This window comes from Enterococcus sp. 9D6_DIV0238, assembly GCF_002174455.2.
GTDB classification, from domain to species: domain Bacteria; phylum Bacillota; class Bacilli; order Lactobacillales; family Enterococcaceae; genus Enterococcus_L; species Enterococcus_L dunnyi.
In genome coordinates this window covers 1331917-1348534 of record NZ_CP147246.1, presented here as the reverse complement: position 1 = coordinate 1348534, position 16618 = coordinate 1331917, and the positions used below count along the sequence as shown (strand labels likewise).

General features: G+C 38.3%; 16 protein-coding genes. 8 read left to right on the top strand and 8 right to left on the bottom strand.

Annotation, left to right across the window (positions count from 1 at the left end):
• Window positions 1-35 precede the first annotated feature (35 nt).
• From A5889_RS06435 to A5889_RS06410, 6 genes are all read left to right on the top strand, one after another.
• Window positions 36-317: a post-transcriptional regulator gene (locus A5889_RS06435; protein ID WP_087640907.1), complete on the top strand. Its 282-nt coding sequence runs from the start codon at window positions 36-38 to the stop codon at window positions 315-317.
• A 186-nt stretch (window positions 318-503) separates the two neighbouring features.
• The gene (gene adhE, locus A5889_RS06430; RefSeq protein WP_087640908.1) at window positions 504-3101 is read left to right on the top strand and encodes a bifunctional acetaldehyde-CoA/alcohol dehydrogenase; all 2598 of its coding nucleotides are present in this window, start codon (window positions 504-506) and stop codon (window positions 3099-3101) included.
• Window positions 3102-3188: 87 nt separating this feature from the next.
• Entirely contained in the window at window positions 3189-3617 is a 429-nt protein-coding gene (locus A5889_RS06425) for a GNAT family N-acetyltransferase (RefSeq protein WP_087640909.1), read from the top strand.
• Window positions 3618-3977: 360 nt separating this feature from the next.
• The gene (locus A5889_RS06420; RefSeq protein WP_087640910.1) at window positions 3978-5153 is read left to right on the top strand and encodes an RtcB family protein; all 1176 of its coding nucleotides are present in this window, start codon (window positions 3978-3980) and stop codon (window positions 5151-5153) included.
• Window positions 5154-5177: 24 nt separating this feature from the next.
• Window positions 5178-5708 (top strand): GNAT family N-acetyltransferase, encoded by a 531-nt coding sequence (locus A5889_RS06415; RefSeq protein ID WP_087640911.1) that lies wholly within the window; start codon window positions 5178-5180, stop codon window positions 5706-5708.
• A gap of 68 nt (window positions 5709-5776) precedes the next feature.
• Window positions 5777-6646, top strand: coding sequence for a VOC family protein (locus A5889_RS06410; protein WP_087640912.1), 870 nt, complete (start codon window positions 5777-5779; stop codon window positions 6644-6646).
• Window positions 6647-6727: 81 nt separating this feature from the next.
• On the opposite strand, the gene A5889_RS06405 is transcribed toward A5889_RS06410, so the two are convergent.
• Window positions 6728-7207 (bottom strand): RrF2 family transcriptional regulator, encoded by a 480-nt coding sequence (locus A5889_RS06405; protein WP_176372829.1) that lies wholly within the window; start codon window positions 7205-7207, stop codon window positions 6728-6730.
• Window positions 7208-7307: 100 nt separating this feature from the next.
• On the opposite strand from A5889_RS06405, the gene A5889_RS06400 reads away from it, so the two are divergent.
• On the top strand, window positions 7308-8414 hold the full coding sequence (locus tag A5889_RS06400; protein ID WP_176372830.1) for a YhgE/Pip domain-containing protein: 1107 nt from the start codon (window positions 7308-7310) through the stop codon (window positions 8412-8414).
• Window positions 8415-8572: 158 nt separating this feature from the next.
• On the opposite strand, the gene fni is transcribed toward A5889_RS06400, so the two are convergent.
• Genes fni through A5889_RS06370 form a run of 6 tightly spaced genes read right to left on the bottom strand, consistent with a single transcriptional unit; the run spans window position 8573 to window position 14245 of the window.
• Entirely contained in the window at window positions 8573-9622 is a 1050-nt protein-coding gene (gene fni / locus A5889_RS06395; protein WP_087640914.1) for a type 2 isopentenyl-diphosphate Delta-isomerase, read from the bottom strand.
• Entirely contained in the window at window positions 9606-10703 is a 1098-nt protein-coding gene (locus A5889_RS06390; RefSeq protein WP_087640915.1) for a phosphomevalonate kinase, read from the bottom strand. The genes fni and A5889_RS06390 overlap by 17 nt, the downstream gene beginning before the upstream one ends.
• The gene (gene mvaD, locus A5889_RS06385) at window positions 10700-11698 is read right to left on the bottom strand and encodes a diphosphomevalonate decarboxylase (protein ID WP_087640916.1); all 999 of its coding nucleotides are present in this window, start codon (window positions 11696-11698) and stop codon (window positions 10700-10702) included. The genes A5889_RS06390 and mvaD overlap by 4 nt, the downstream gene beginning before the upstream one ends.
• Complete coding sequence (gene mvk, locus A5889_RS06380) at window positions 11698-12642, bottom strand: mevalonate kinase (protein WP_087640917.1); 945 nt, start codon at window positions 12640-12642, stop codon at window positions 11698-11700. Before mvk ends, mvaD begins: the two co-directional genes overlap by 1 nt.
• Window positions 12643-12659: 17 nt before the next feature.
• On the bottom strand, window positions 12660-14018 hold the full coding sequence (locus A5889_RS06375) for a tripartite tricarboxylate transporter permease (protein WP_087640918.1): 1359 nt from the start codon (window positions 14016-14018) through the stop codon (window positions 12660-12662).
• On the bottom strand, window positions 14018-14245 hold the full coding sequence (locus tag A5889_RS06370; RefSeq protein ID WP_087640919.1) for a hypothetical protein: 228 nt from the start codon (window positions 14243-14245) through the stop codon (window positions 14018-14020). The genes A5889_RS06375 and A5889_RS06370 overlap by 1 nt, the downstream gene beginning before the upstream one ends.
• 760 nt (window positions 14246-15005) lie before the next feature.
• Here A5889_RS06370 and A5889_RS06365 point away from each other — a divergent pair.
• The gene (locus A5889_RS06365) at window positions 15006-15938 is read left to right on the top strand and encodes an N-acetylmuramoyl-L-alanine amidase (RefSeq protein ID WP_087640920.1); all 933 of its coding nucleotides are present in this window, start codon (window positions 15006-15008) and stop codon (window positions 15936-15938) included.
• A gap of 43 nt (window positions 15939-15981) precedes the next feature.
• Here the strand turns inward: A5889_RS06365 and A5889_RS06360 are convergent, their stop codons facing one another.
• A complete protein-coding gene (locus tag A5889_RS06360) occupies window positions 15982-16614 on the bottom strand; it encodes a pentapeptide repeat-containing protein (RefSeq protein ID WP_087640921.1) in 633 nt (210 codons plus the stop codon).
• Window positions 16615-16618 lie beyond the last annotated feature (4 nt).

Below are 16618 nucleotides of genomic sequence, written 5' to 3'. Positions count from 1 at the left end.
TACATAGTTGATTCTTTAGAAAGAAGGGATGCGTCATCGAAAAGTTATCTTGGCGCCAGCGTTTTTTGGTGAAAAAAGAATTGAAAACAACGTGTCAGTCTTTTCGAGAGCTTGGCTATTCTTCCGTTGACGAAAAAGAATTGATGCACTATCTTGTTTCTTATCGTTGGAAAAAGAGTGCACCAGCATCGATTCAAGCGTGCCGAGAAGATATTTTACATATTAAGCCAAATGAATTTTTTGATTATCAACAGCTGATTGCACAAACAAGCAAAATGACGATCAATGATTGGCAGGATTTAAAAGACTTATTCTAGAAATAGAATAGGTTTTTTATTTTTTTAAAAGAGAACGCTTACTTGCAATCGAGTGGATAAAAACTTGCGCAAATGTGAAAAAAATCACAAAAAACTATTTACAAGAAAAAAATATTGTTGTATGATGTGTATGTGAAATGATTAACAAACAAAAATACATGATTCAATTTTCAGGAGGATTTTAAAATGGCTAAAACAACCAAGAAAGAAGAGACTCAAACAACTGATGTAGCAGTGATGATCGATGAGCTAGCGAAAAAAGCAAATGTTGCTTTAAAAGAAATGGAAGATTTTGATCAAGCAAAAGTTGACCATATTGTGCATCAAATGGCAATGGCTGCTTTAGATCAACACATGCCTTTAGCAAAAATGGCTGTTGAAGAAACTGGCCGCGGAATTTATGAAGACAAAGCAATCAAAAACATGTATGCCTCTGAATATATCTGGAACAGCATCAAGCATGATAAAACAGTTGGTGTGATCAATAAAGATGACCAAACTGGTTTGATTGAAATTGCTGAGCCTGTCGGTGTGGTTTGCGGGGTAACACCAACAACAAATCCAACATCAACAACAATTTTTAAAGCCTTGATCGCACTTAAGACACGTAATCCTATCGTTTTTGCATTCCATCCAAGCGCTCAAAAATGTTCTGCTGAAGCAGCACGCATCGTTCGTGATGCGGCAATCAAAGCAGGTGCTCCTGAAAACTGTGTACAATGGATCGAACAACCATCACTAGAAGCAACTTCTGGTTTGATGAACCATCCAGGAATCGCCATCGTTTTAGCCACTGGTGGTGCAGGTATGGTGAAATCAGCTTACTCAACTGGTAAACCAGCATTAGGAGTAGGTCCTGGTAATGTTCCTTCTTATATTGAAAAATCAGCTAAAATCAAACGTGCAGTAAACGATTTGATCGTTTCAAAATCATTCGATAATGGGATGATTTGTGCTTCTGAGCAAGCTGTGATCGTAGATAAAGAAATTTATGCAGCTGTTAAAGCTGAATTTGAAGCACATCAAGTGTACTTCGTAAAACCAAATGAATTACAAAAACTTGAAGATGCAGTAATGAACGAAGGTAAATATGCAGTTAATCCTGCAATCGTTGGTTACTCTGCTGAGCACATCGCTGATCTAGCAGGGATCAAAGTACCAAAAGGAACAAAAATCTTAGTTGCAGAAATCGAAGGAGCAGGTGCTGAATACCCACTTTCTCGTGAAAAATTATCACCAGTTCTTGCAATGATGAAAGCGAAAAATACAGACCATGCCTTTGACCTATGTGAAGCAATGCTTGAATTAGGCGGCCTAGGACATACTGCTGTGATCCATACAGAAGACGAAGACTTACAAGTGAAATTCGGTTTACGCATGAAGGCTTGCCGTATCTTGGTAAACTCTCCATCTGCCGAAGGCGGAATCGGAAATATCTACAACGAAATGATTCCATCATTGACATTAGGTTGCGGTTCATATGGTAAAAACTCTGTCTCTAAAAACGTATCTGCTGTCAACTTGATCAACGTCAAAACTGTAGCGAAACGGAGAAATAATATGCAATGGTTTAAATTACCACCAAAAATTTTCTTTGAAAAAAATTCATTACAATACCTACAAAAAATGGAAAATGTTGAACGTGTTATGATCGTTTGTGACCCAGGTATGGTTCAATTCGGTTATGCTGATACAGTTCGTAAAGAATTACAAAAACGTAAAAATGATGTTCAAATCGAAGTTTTCTCAGCTGTAGAACCAAACCCATCAACAAATACAGTTTACGCTGGAACAAAAGTGATGGTTGATTTTGAGCCTGATACGATTATTGCTTTGGGTGGCGGATCTGCAATGGATGCAGCTAAAGGAATGTGGATGTTCTATGAGCACCCAGATACAGAATTCTTTGGAGCAAAACAAAAATTCTTGGATATCCGTAAACGTACGTACAAAATCGACAAACCAGTTAAAACACAGTTTGTATGTATTCCAACAACATCAGGTACAGGTTCAGAAGTAACACCATTTGCGGTTATCACAGATAGCGAAACACATGTGAAATACCCATTAGCTGATTATGCATTGACACCAGATGTAGCGATCGTTGATCCTCAATTTGTTATGTCAGTTCCAGCTTCTGTTACAGCGGATACTGGTATGGATGTATTGACACATGCGATCGAATCTTATGTTTCTGTTATGGCTTCTGATTATACTCGCGGATTAAGCTTACAAGCGATCAAATTAGTTTTCGATCACTTAGAAAATTCTGTGAAACGCCCAGATGCGGAATCTCGTGAAAAAATGCATAACGCTTCTACAATGGCTGGTATGGCATTTGCCAATGCATTCTTGGGAATTTGTCACTCTGTAGCACATAAAATTGGTGGAGAATATGGTATTCCTCACGGACGTACAAATGCGATTTTGTTACCGCATATCATCCGTTACAATGCCAAAGATCCTTCAAAACATGCAATGTTCCCTAAATATGACTACTTCCGCGCAGACACAGACTACGCTGATATCGCGAAGTTCTTAGGTCTTAAAGGTAAAAATACTGCTGAATTAGTTGATGCATTAGCTAAAGCAGTGTACGATTTAGGTGTAGCAGTTGGAATCGACATGAACCTTAAAGCACAAGGTGTAACACAAGAAATCCTTGATTCTACTGTCGACCACATGGCTGAATTAGCATACGAAGATCAATGTACGACTGCTAATCCAAAAGAACCATTGATCAGTGAATTAAAACAAATCATCATTGATGCATATAATGGATAATTAAAAAATGGAAGGATGACTTGAAAAAGTTATCCTTCTTTTTTTTATTCAGTTATACTAATAACAAAAAGTCAGGAGGATAAAATGATGACGATCAGAGTAGCAAAAAGAACGGATATACAGGCGATCAATCGATTGAATACACAGACATTACAGCATGAATATCCTTTAAAAGAAGCAGAAGAGCGATTGACATATATACTTTCATCACCAACCAATCAATTGTTTGTAAAAGAAAGTCATGATCAGGTGGTTGGCTATATTCAATTAAGTGAGTATATCTGCACATATGGACCGGTTTTGATGAATGTTTTAGGGTTAGCCGTCGATGAAGCATTTCAACATCAAGGAATCGGTAAGGAATTATTGAAGCATAGTGAACAGTGGGCAAAAGAGCAAGGAGCACAAGGGCTGCGTTTGAATTCAGGGATAGAACGAACGGAAGCACATCGATTTTACCGACATGTTGGATACAAGGAAATTAAAAAGCAAATCAATTTCAGAAAGTTATTTTGACAAAAAATCAGATTGACAAGTCAAAGGTTAAAATGATACGATTTAAATAATCAAGTGAAGAAAGGAGAGAACATCATGAAAGCATTTGTAAAAACAGCAATCAATCATCGAATGATCAAAAACGACAAGTATCAGTCAAAAAAAGCTGGACACGCCTTTTGTGGTGTTCTCTTTTAAGTAGATAAAATTTCTGTATAGAAGTTTATAGACGGAGCTGTAGATCGTAGATGATCGTACAGCTTCGTCTTTTTTATTTTTTTGGAGGTGAGTCCAATGAGTGGAAAAGGAAAGAGTAATCAAGCAGGCTAAGGAATGCGGTCGCATTTTGCATTCCAATAAATAAAAGAACGAGGAATCAGAATGTTAACAATTAAAGGGAAATATAATGAAGCACAGGTCTACACAGAAATGTTGGACGATGCTACGATTGGACAGATCATATCTTTATGTAATCAAGAGTTTGTCAAAGAAAGTCAGATCAGAATCATGCCGGATACACATAGTGGTTCAGGCTGTGTGATCGGCACAACAATGACGATCCAAGATAAAGTAGTACCAAATTTAGTAGGAGTTGATATCGGCTGTGGACTCTATGTTGTAAAACTAAAGAAATCGATCAAAACCAATTTTGACAAATTAGATCGAATCATCCGTACAAGAATTCCAAGCGGGTCGAATTCTCATGATAAAAGCTATTATGAATTTGAATTAGGTGACATCCATGCGCCGATCCATAAAGGTTGGGCGTTAAGAAGCTTGGGAACATTAGGTGGCGGAAACCATTTCATCGAAGTCAATGAAGGAAAAGATGGCTTATACTTAGTCATCCATAGCGGCAGTCGCGTGCTAGGAAAAGAAATCGCTGAATATCATCAGGAAGTTGGCTATCAAAAATTATCACAACAGCGAAAAGAATTGAAAATTAGCGCATCACAGGCAACCAAGCTGGGTGAACTTGAAAAAGCTGACGAATTGATCGCTATGCGTGAAGCAATAAAAATTCCATATGAATTATCTTACGTCACAGGAAATGATTTAACGAACTACTTGAATGATATGAAAATTGCTCAAGCATACGCTGCACTGAATCGTAAGCTTATGGCTGAAACAATTCTCAAAGGAATGAAGTGGAAAAAAGCAATCATTGAATCGTTTGACTGTCCTCATAATTATATTGATTTAGACACAAAAATGTTAAGAAAAGGGGCAGCTTCAGCAACATTAGGAGAGAAAATGATCGTACCTCTAAATATGAAAGACGGTAGTATTTTAGCTATTGGTAAGGGGAATCCAGAATGGAATCAATCAGGGCCGCATGGTGCCGGCAGACTGCTGAGCCGCTCACAAGCAAAAGCTAAAATCAGCTTAGAAAGTTATCAGCATGCAATGAAAAATGTATGGACGACCTCTGTATCGAAGAAAACTATCGATGAAGCACCAAAAGCATACAAGCCAATGAAACAATTACTTGCAGATGTTACAAGTACGATGGACGTTCAAGAAGTGATCCGACCGTTATATAATTTTAAAGGATAGATATGAAAACGTAGGTGCGTACTCATGGATGGAAGAATAATCATGGTGAAAAAAATTGGTAGAGAAGCACAAGGTGAAAATAAACAGTTGATTGCAATGGACGATGTCAAAGGTAGAGAACCAGATAAAGGAAAATTGGCCGACCATTTATTAAACGCATTTAAAGGAACGATCGATGATCAAGGTGAAGACTTAAAACAATGGCAAAATGAGGTAAATCAATTTTTTCAAGGAAAATACGGGACGATTTTAAAAGAACATTCTTATTACCATTTGTCTTTGGGAAAAATTACGGGTAGTGTCATTGTTTCATTATTTAGGAAGATTCCTTTGATCATTTATCTAGCAGTCGATCCTGCTAGTAGAGGATCGGGGCTATCGTATGAATTAATGGAGCAAGTGTTGTCATCGTTCACAGATACGACGTATAAACATATTTTTCTTGTGGTAACATCAGGCAACACATCTGCCAAAAGGGTGTATGACCGTCTTGGTTTTGAATACGCAGGAACGGATTGGGATATGATTTTACAAAAGCAATCCTTTTCCAATTAATGAATGAGGCATATATAATCAAGCTAAAGGAATAAAAGCACTGATGATTCATGAAAGGAAGATTGGCTATGTCAAAATTTTCACCGTGTTTATGGTTCGATGGAAAAGTGGAGGAAGCAGCAGATTTTTATGTGGATGCGTTTGAGCAAGGAGCGATCAAGCAAACAGATTACTATGTAGATAGCGAACATCAGCCGAAAGGGTCTATTTTAACGATATCGCTGACCCTTGCTGGACAAGAATTTATTTTGTTGAACGGCGGTCCTGAATTTAAATTTACGCCAGCGATTTCTTTTTATGTAGAATGTGAGACAGAGGAACAAATCGATCAGTTGTGGAAAAAGTTAAGTCAAGAAGGTAACGTATTGATGGAATATGGGGAATATCCTTTCAGTTCTAAGTTCGGCTGGGTTGCTGACAGATACGGCGTGTCATGGCAGTTGGTTTTAGCTGGACGACCTCAATCGATTGCACCAGCTTTTCTATTTACGAAAGAGCAGTCAGGAAAAGCGGAAGAGGCAATGAATCAATGGATCAGTATCTTTGGAGATGGAAATGTTGAATATGTTCAGAAAAATCCTGATGGTACGATTTCGCAAGCGTTATTTACGATGCATGGACAGCCGTTTCGAGTAATGGATGGTGGAGCAGTCGATCACGATTTTACATTTACTATGGCGACATCTTTTTACGTTTATTGTAAGGACCAAGAAGAAATCGATCGTTTATGGGATGCAGTAACGGCTAAGGGAAAAGAGTGGCCCTGTGGCTGGATGGAAGATGAATATGGTGTCTGTTGGCAGACTGTAACGAGTGATATGGAAAAATTATTTGATAATTCTGATCCGGATCGTGCATACCGGGTTATGCAGGAATTGTATAAAATGAAAAAAATCGATATAGCTGCGTTACGAGCAGCTTATGAAAAAAAAGAATAGTATTAGCACTCAGGTGTGTCAAAAAAGTGAAACTGCTTCTTTTACTGATGAATGATTTTCAGTAAAAGGAGCAGTTTTAGGTTAGTTTGCTGAGATTATTTGTTTCCAATCGATTTCCAGTGTTTTCCCAGTGTGATCTTTAGGAGCGATTTCGTCAACAAAGTGTTTGTCTAATGTTTGTTTGTATTCAGCTTCTGCAGCTAACAAAATTTGTTTTACGACTAGTTCTTTTTCTTTCACTAATGCTTCAGACAGAAACATATTATGGATCGGATTTAAATCAAGTTTATCCAAAAATGTCGTATTTTCATCAACAGCTTCAAATACCTCTAAGAAACTAATTTCACGAATGTCTTTTTTTATCGTGTACCCGCCATTTTTAGAAGCACTTGAATTGATCAAGCCTGCATCTTTTAGCTTTTTAGCAATCTTTAATAGATAAGTTGGAGAGACTTCCATTCGTTTACTGATCTCTTGAGATTTTAAGGCACTCCCTTCAGGTAGTTCTGCCAGCATGACTAAAATAGCGAGGGATTGAATAAATGAATTGTTAAGTTTCACAAAAAAACTCCTTTCAGGTGATTGACAAATAGGCAAATAAAAGATATCTTTAGATTCTGAATATCCGTGGATGTTCAGAATCTTCAGAAAAGGTGATTATATGAAAAAAAAATTGACGATTGCAGGAATAGCATTAACTTTGATTTTATTGATTCCTATGCTCTATTCTACTATATTTATCAAATCTATGATGGATCCTTATGGAAATATCGATAAACTTCCTGTTGCTTTAGTAGATAACCAAGAAAATAATGACATTTATACAGCTCTTAAAGAGAGTGAACTCTTTGATTTTACAATAACAGACCATAAAGAGGCTGTTGAAAAGTTAAAAAAAGGAGAGGTATATGCAACGATTGAATTTGAGAAAGAGTTTATGAATAAGATATCAGAATTTCCAGCGAAACAAACTTCTGCTGAAGTCATTCTGACGACAGGAGAAGGACTTAATTATTCTTCTGCGAAGATCATCTCAAGTGCGATCGATAAATTTGTGTTACAAGCAAATAATAAAACATCTAGTTCAATGATTCAAAAATTGAATCAAGAAAAAATACCTGTTCCAGCTCAAATCAGTGAGATCATTCAACTAAACCATAAGGAATATTATCCAGTCAAAAATAATGGAGAAGCCATGGCACCGTATATTTTATCTTTGACGCTTTTTGTTGGAAGTATCTTTTTGAATCAATTCGTTATGCGAATCTTCAAGAAAAAATCAACGAGCTATTTTGGTTACTGGCGTAAGCAATATTTCTATCCATTACTGATCGTATTTGGACAAAGCTTACTCTTAGCGTTTGCTATCTTCAATATTTTAAACCTTCATACGAATTATTGGAAGGAATTTATGTTATTCATTTTCCTTGCATCAGGAACGTTTTACAGTGTTATCGTGTCATTTAATAAGCTGTTTCCAGGGATCGGGAGTTTACTAGTATTGGTTATTACGATGCTCCAAACTTCCTCATCTGGCGGAAGCTATTCGATTTATTTAGCTTCACCTGTATTTCAAACGATCCATCGCTATATTCCTATGACATATAGTGTCGATGGCTTTAGAAAGTTACTTAGTTTGAATAACACGAATATCGGAACAGAAACATTAGCCTTGATCTTGTTCTTTGGATTGAGTCAAATGATCATCTATTTTTCATATTGGTATCATGAAAAAAGACTAGCTAAAGCAGGAGAAAGCAATAGTTGATCGTATCTGTTTAAAGTCTTTAAAAAGTTTCCCATGAAATAGGTCTTAGGCAAAAACGGTCAACTTAAGAAACTAGTGATCGAAAAAAATAGCAGATCGAAATTCCTTTGAGGATGTTCGATCTGCTATTTTATTTTTTTAAAAGCTTAAAGTTAAATCTAATCACGACTTCTCTTGGCAAATGTTTGGTAAGGAATACCACGACTTTCACACCAATGACTGATTTCGTTAGAAAAAATGAGATCTGTTGTGGCGAGTTCGGCTGTCGTTGCTTTTCCAAGCAGAGTATAAAGCATACGAAGTTCGCTTTCCCACTGTTTGACTAACTCGATGGTTTTATCTAAACCATGTGTCATCAAGTGGTTCAAGATCGTTCCAGCGACACCAACACTTTTGGCGCCTAAGCTGAGTGCCTTGATGATATCTAACGATTGGCGGATACCGCCAGAAGCTAGAACCGTTATCTCTTGCTGGAATGATTGGGATTCTAGTAAAGAAAGCACTGTAGATTGTCCCCAATCCTCTAGAAAGCCTAATTCTCTCTTTTTTCGACGAGCGTTTTCGATCTGAGTAAAGCTCGTTCCGCCTTGACCACTGATATCGACTGCCTGCACGCCGCGTTTTAGTAATTGTTCGATCGTTTCACTGCTCATTCCAAAACCAACTTCTTTTACAATCACCGGTAGTGATAAATGAGCAACGATTTCTTCAATATTATCTAACCAACCGTGAAAATCACGGTCTCCTTCCGGCATAACTAGCTCTTGCGGAAGATTGACATGGATTTGTAACCCATCTGCATGAAAAAGCTCGACTGCTTTTTTTGCTTCTTCTAAAGATAATCCTGCCCCGATGTTCGCAAATATGATCCCAGTTGGATTTTCTTTGCGCATGATTTTATACGTATCAGCTAGATCAGGTTCTTTTAGAGCAGCATTGACAGAGCCTGTAGCAGTCATCAATCCTGTTTCCTTTGCAATGATCCCGATTTGTTGATTGATTTCTTTTGCACGATCACTTCCACCCGTCATTGCATTGATGTAAAATGGCTGTTTAAAAGAAAAATCAAGAAATGAGGTCGAGATGTCGATGTCATCCAAAGCAATTTCTGAAAAAGAATGGTGGACGAAACGCAGCTGGTCAAAATCATTGCTTTTTTCTTTATGAAAAGCCTTAGCTAAGGACATATGTTCATCTTTTCGATTCATCTTTTCCCTTCTTTCTGTAAAAATAGACATGTAGCGGTAAAGGAGTGATCCCTTCTTTTTCCCAAGAACTCATCAGTGGCAGAATCCCTGTTTTTTGTTTGAAAACGACGATTCCGCAGTCACCGCCGCCAGCACCAGAAGATTTAGCTGCACCGCCATAAGCGTCAGAGAGATCACATAATTTTTTTAGCGCAGGGGTTTCGATCGTCACTCCCGTGATCGATGTCAACTTTTGTAGTAGGGCACGGTTTTCTCGGATTTGTGTTTGGATCAGTGAAATATCCTCCGATTCAAATCCCGTGATCATCGTTTCTACACAATCCTTACTTTTTACTAAGAAGTCCTTGTATGCTGCTTCTTGCATGTCTTTTGATTGATGAACCTGATCCACTAAATCAGAAGTAGAAGCGGGTGAGCCTGTCCAGCCAATCAATAAGCGTAGCTTTTTAGGAACAGTCAAAGGCTGAATCCTTAGTTTTGGCCAAGTTGTTTCAAGAAGCTCTGTTAATGTTTTGTGTTGAAGAGCTTCATTGACCCATTGGTGATCAAAAGTAGAAAAAGCGATCCAGCCGCCATAACAGCTTGCAGCGATATCACCGCAGGAGCCATTTCCCTGAACGGCTAAATGAGCAAGAGCAGAAAGCTTGAAGATATCTTCTTCTGACAAAGACAAATCATAAAAAAGTCCTAACGCCTTCACTGTCGCAACCGTGACTGCGCCGCTGGAGCCTAAGCCATATTTCCGTCCGTTAGAATTATCCAGTTCACTTGTGACTTTTAAATGATAAAAGGAAAGCTTCTTTTGTTGTTCTTGTGCATATTTTTCTGTTAAACGAATAGCGGCCAGGACATAATGAAAGGGATTTTCCCGAATATCTAAAACAAGCTCTTCATTTCTCCTTGTCCAACGTACAGGTAAAGAGCTGTATTGCGCTGACTGAATACTGCCGTTTTTTTCTGCTTTTTGTACTGTAACAGTCACGAATTGATCGACGGCAACAATGATCGACGGATGTCCAGGTTCAACAACCGCGTATTCGCCAGCGATAAATAACTTGCCGGGAGCAGACACTTCTATCATGAGTTTTCAGATCCTTCCATAGACAGCAGTGTGATTCCAGGACCAGCGTACGCTGAGATCAATTGTTCACTAGAAAAGTATTCTGCTAAAAAATGTTTTAATGCTGTGAGATGTTTCTTTTCAACTAAAATTTTGACGTTTGGACCTGCATCCATTGTAAAATAGCAAGGCAAGCCGTTTTTCCGAATGTCCCTAACTAACTGCATGACTTTAAGACTTTCAGGAGACCAGTAAGTAAACGGAGGAACAGCTCCTAAGGTCGTACCATGCATTCGTAGACCGTTTGCTTCGGTGACTTCCCCCAGTTTTATAAAATCCTTTTCTGCAATAGCCTGCTTAGCAGTCCTTAAATCCGCATCGATCGAATCTAACCAACCAGAATAAAAGCTGGAGGTCTCTACGGTACGTCTCATGCCATCACGGCTGGAAATATCCTTAACGCCATCATCCACTAAGACAAAAAGCATCGCAAGTTCATCTTCCCAGCCATTTGCATCGATCGATCTTGCAAAGGATGTTTGATCAGATGAGCCTTTTTGCCATTCTGAAAATCCGCCAAAAATACTGCGGCAGGCCGATCCTGAGCCGCGCCGAGCTAGACGTGATAGGTCTGTATCAGTAAGATTCAAATTCAGGGCTTGGGCACATGCGCCTGCTAAAGCAGCTAAACCACTTGCAGAAGAAGCCAATCCAGCAGCGGTGGGGACAAAATTTTGACTGTCGACTTTAGCAAATAACTCTACCTGATATGTCTGACGAATCAAATCTAAAAAAGCTGTGACTTTTTTTGTCTGTTTTGATTCTTGTATCATTCCATCCAGAAAGAATTGATCTTCCGTTAGGTTTTCGTTGAACGCCACACTGGTTTCTGTATAAAAGGCATCTAAGGTCAGCGATAAACTATTATTCATTGGTAAAATCAATTGCTCATCTTTTTTGCCCCAATACTTGATCAGGGCAATATTAGTATAGGCACGTGCTTTTCCCGTATACATTATTTTTTCACCTCTAATGATTGAATCCATGCTGCGCTTGCCCCAGCACTTTTCAGGGCAGTTGCAATTTTTTTAGCTTGTTCCTTCGATCCACTTAAAGCAATCAAACAGCCGCCGCGGCCGCCGCCAGTTAATTTTGCACCAAGTGCGTCATTTTTTAAAGCTGTATCGACTAGATGATCTAGCTGTTTGTTGCTTACGGTCAATGCTTTTAAGTGTTCATGCGCCTGATTCATGCTGGTTCCTAAAAGCAGGACATCGTTCATTAAAATCGCTTGTTTCGCTTGAACAGTCAAACGTCCTAGTTCAGTAATGTGTTTTGCTGTTGCTTGTTTATCTTCTTCAAAAAGATGAGCAACATCGCTGACAGCTTCTCTAGTTTGTCCTTTGATACCAGTATCTGCAACGATCAAATAGGCATCGGAAACATTCATCGGAAATAACTCAAGCGGCTGTCCTTTGACGAAAAAGATCGGTTCACTTCCGCTAGTAGCTGCTGCATCGATACCACTAGGATTGCCATGTGCGATTTTTTCTGCTTCATCGACTAGTTTTAGCAGAGTTTCCTTTGAACAGGGGGTTTTAAAATAATCGAATAACCCTCTAACGATCGCTACAGCTACTGCAGCGCTTGAGCCCATTCCTCGTTCAGCAGGAATGGTACTGTTGATGGTTACTTTTAAGGTCGTATCCTCTTGATCTAATTCGGCTAATGTTTGGTAGATGACTTTCTGAACGCTTTTTAAGCGAGCAGGCACTTCTGCTAGATTGCCGTAAAAGTATTGACAATCCAATATCATCGCCTTTTCAGCCTCTATTGTAGTCATAATAGCTGTTTCCTCAAAAGGAAAAGCAATTGCAGGCTCACCGTATACAACAGCGTGTTCACCCATCAAAATGATTTTGCCTGTCGCTTGACCGTGACCTAAATTCTTTCTATTCATTCCAATCAACTATCCTTCTATTTAAAAATTAAATGTGTGGTGATCCAAGGTGCTGCATACAAGATCATGAATTGAACACCATAATTGACGCCCATCTTATTAAGAGTACCACAAACGATCCCTACCAGTAAAACACCGAAAATATTGATCAAACCAGCATCCATGTAAGCCAGCAATAAAATAAAACCGATAAATAGGCCAAGAATTGCTTCATGAGGAATTTTTTTCAAAACGAATGCGGTCATTTGACGAGCATATCTCATTGCAATAAAGTACGTGATGATCGAAGCTAAAACACCGGCAAATACAATTGCAAAAACAAACTCACCTTTGCTTAGTAAATGATGAATATTATGCTCTAAAGTAAAAACGGGCGGCGCATTGAATAGAGCATTGGCAGGTCCCACAGCGACTGGAGACAATGGTATCCCTAAAGCAATCAATGGAATGATCACCCCTGATAGATAGGTTGCATGAGACAATGCACTCATAGAAGTGATAGCCATGCTGGCTTTTTTTACGGGGTCTTTTTCCTTATTTGCTACAGCTTCACCAAATAAAATCGTTAATCCGACAGGACTTAAGAAGAATAGAAAATTTGAAAGTAAAGAAACCACAGCACTTGTTCCTGCTTCTTTTTTTGTGATCGTTTGAAGCGGATGGGCTAGTGTTTGCCGCTCATCGACTTTATTCAAACGAATCTCATTTTTGTCATGTCTCGGTAATGCTTCTCGGCTTTGTTTGTTTAATAATCCTAATAAAGAAACGAGTAATGGTCCGATCGTGATCCCTAAGAAGAAAGAAACAGTGACGTTTTTCTCTTGGGGTACGGCACCAATTCCCCAATAAAGATAACGCAAGCCTTGAAATAAAAGTCCTAAAGGGATAATGCTGATCAAAGCCAATAATTTATTTTTTCCTATCAATGATAGAAAGATCGCACCAAATACAAATAATAAGGGCGCATATTCTTTCACCGAATCTGAAAAAGGCGCCAAAATATTTGCTAAAAGCAGGCTGACTGGAATAGCGATAGCTGTTCCGATGATCGAACCTGTAGCCATCTTTTTAATACTAGTTGCCGCCATCCCGCGTTCTTTCAAATATAAGGCATGCTCGATCATTGGTGTCGACATCACACCGCCAGGCAATCCGACAAGAGCTGTAGGGATCGCATTCATCAAATTCAATGTGATGATCGCAGAAATGAAAAAGGTCAGTACGACTATCGGCTCTACGCCTGCTAAAACAACAGCCAAAGTAACTGGCATCAAAACAGAAGTTTCGTCCGTTCCCGGAACGAACCCAATAAATGTATATAAAACAATTGCTCCTAAAACGGCTAGAAGCATCTGAAAAATTAATCCTGCATCCATTAATTTTCTTCCTCCTCAATAACGGTTCGCTTCGGTTTGATCAAAACAGTACTGATAACAAACCCTAAAACAGCTCCCCCTAAACCAAAAAATAATTGCTTCGTTGTATCTCCTGCAGGTGCTAAAAAGAAACTCCCCATTGTTGTCACACTGCAAATTACAATTGCCAAAATCAAATCTTTCAAATCAACCAGGTCGCCCCAGAGTTCAATAAGATTCTTTTTCATGATATCTCCTCCTTGATATAAAAGCGGAACAAATCGCTTAATCCTGTAAAAAAATTAGGAAATTGACTTTGAGACACTTTTTGTCTCACTGGCAATTTATCTATTTTCCTAAGGATTGATTTGTGCAGCTAGATAACAATAAAAGTGGAATGAGCCGTTCAGTCTCGACTGAAAAATAGGAAAATACAACTGAGGTGCTTTTTGCCTCATTTATATTTTATCTTTTTTCCGAGAGACTGGCTCATGCAGCTGGATAACGATAAAAGTGGAACAGACTCGTCAAGCTCTGACAGAAAAATAGGAAATACTGTTTGTGGTGCTTTTTGCCTCACACATTATTTATCTTTTTTCCGAAGAGCTAGCCTGTGCAGCTAAATAAAATAAATGATCAACACTTTCTAGCGAAAGTCTTGTACTGTTCAGCATCAACTCAAATCTTTTCGTTGTGATTCTCAGCAAATGACCAACACTTTATTCGGCCCCTAGTATGTTCATCATCAGCTCAAACATTTTCGATATGATTTCCAGCAAAAATTTGTCCGACCAATATGTATCCTTGCTTTTCCATACTTTTAAGTAATTGAGAATTATTCTCAACCTATATTAGTTTACCAAAAAAGCCTATGAAGTAAAATTTTTGAACCCATCTTAAACAAAAAATTAGAAACGACACCATCCCATTTCAATTTAAGGATAGTTTAAGCTTTTAGTTTTACTCTTTTTATTAAGGAACCCATACATATAAGACAGGAGAGTAAAAATGAAGAAACGAATGATCTGTGTCATATCAATAGTCATCGTATTACTAGGAATAGGCTATTTAAAAAGGATAAAAGAACTGAAAAGCTATCCGTCAGCAGTAGAAGACACATCAGTGGAGACTCTGGCGATGTCACTTGAAGAAGGGGAGGAAGGTTTGGAAGAAATAGTGAAAGTGGGCTCAAAAGAAGCAATTTTATACAGCAAAGCTTCAACAAAAAGTACTGAACTTGCTGAGATCAATCGTGGAGAATTGTTAAAACTAGTAGCAACAGAAAATCAATGGTATCAAGTAATTACAAATGATGGTGATGAAGGTTATGTTTCTAAAAATGCTAGTCAGATAATCACCCGAACAAAACAAGAGATCCCTAGTTCATTAGAAGGAGCGACAATCGTTTTAAACCCGGGACATGGCGGCGATGATACGGGGGCGATCAGTAACAATGATTTGATCTACGAAAAAGAAGTGACGTTAGAAACGGTAGAGGTGATCAAAACGGCACTGGAAGAAAAAGGCAGTACAGTGATTTTGACTCGAGAGGATGACGTAGCAGGGGATTTGGCTGATATTTGTACTGTCAGTCAACAAAACGAGGCGGATATCTTTATCAGTTTGCATTATGATTCTTCAGAAAACATGAATGAAGCAACTGGGACGACCACGTATTATTATTATGAAGCATATGCTGATTTGGCCGAAGCCGTTAATCAGTCATTATCTGAAACTCTGCCACTACAAAATCGTGGAATCGATTATGGGAATTATCAAGTCTTACGGGAAAATACTCAACCAGCCTTATTACTAGAATTAGGCTATATGAATTCAGATCATGACTTAGAGATATTCAATACGGATGACTATCAAATGCAAGTGGCAAAGGCATTGATCGAAGGTCTGACTGAATATTTTCAAATGGTGCAAAATGCCTGAAAAAATAAGTAGGCTTCTCAAGATTGAGAAGCCTACTTATTTTTTATTCTATGCTCAATCCTAATCCAGCAGCAATGATCACTGCCTGCTCTGTTGTGACCTTTAATCCCTTGATCAACTCTTGAGAAAATGCGATTTTTTCAAACGTACTTTTTCTTAAATCGAGTTCCTTCAGTTTTGTATGAAACCAATTACTGCCAGTCAATGAACATTCCTCAAATAAAAGATTGTTCCAAACAACTTCGACAAATTCCGTATCGTTCAAGCTAGTCTGATTGAAGTGAACGACTTTTTGATTTGTTGCACTAAATGAGGCGTAGTCCGCTAAGCAATCTTCAAATGTACAATCGCGGAGATAACTCTCTGCGAAGTTAGTTCCAGTCAATTTACAGCGGCGGAAATGAACTTGATGGAAACTTGCCCCGAGCCATTCCGTATTCGAAAAATCACAATGCTCAAAAATAACATTACTACATTCAAAGCGTTCTAGATGATTTCGATTCATTGTCAATTTATCAAAATGACACTCTCTAAAAACTAAATTTCGAAGATCCTGATAACTAAGGTCTTGTTCTTTTAGTTGCAAACCTTCGATAATGATTTCATCATCTAAAGAAATAAACTCTGTTTGCGTTAACTGTGGTAAGATCGGAGCTGTTGGTTTTTTTATTTTCATGAGA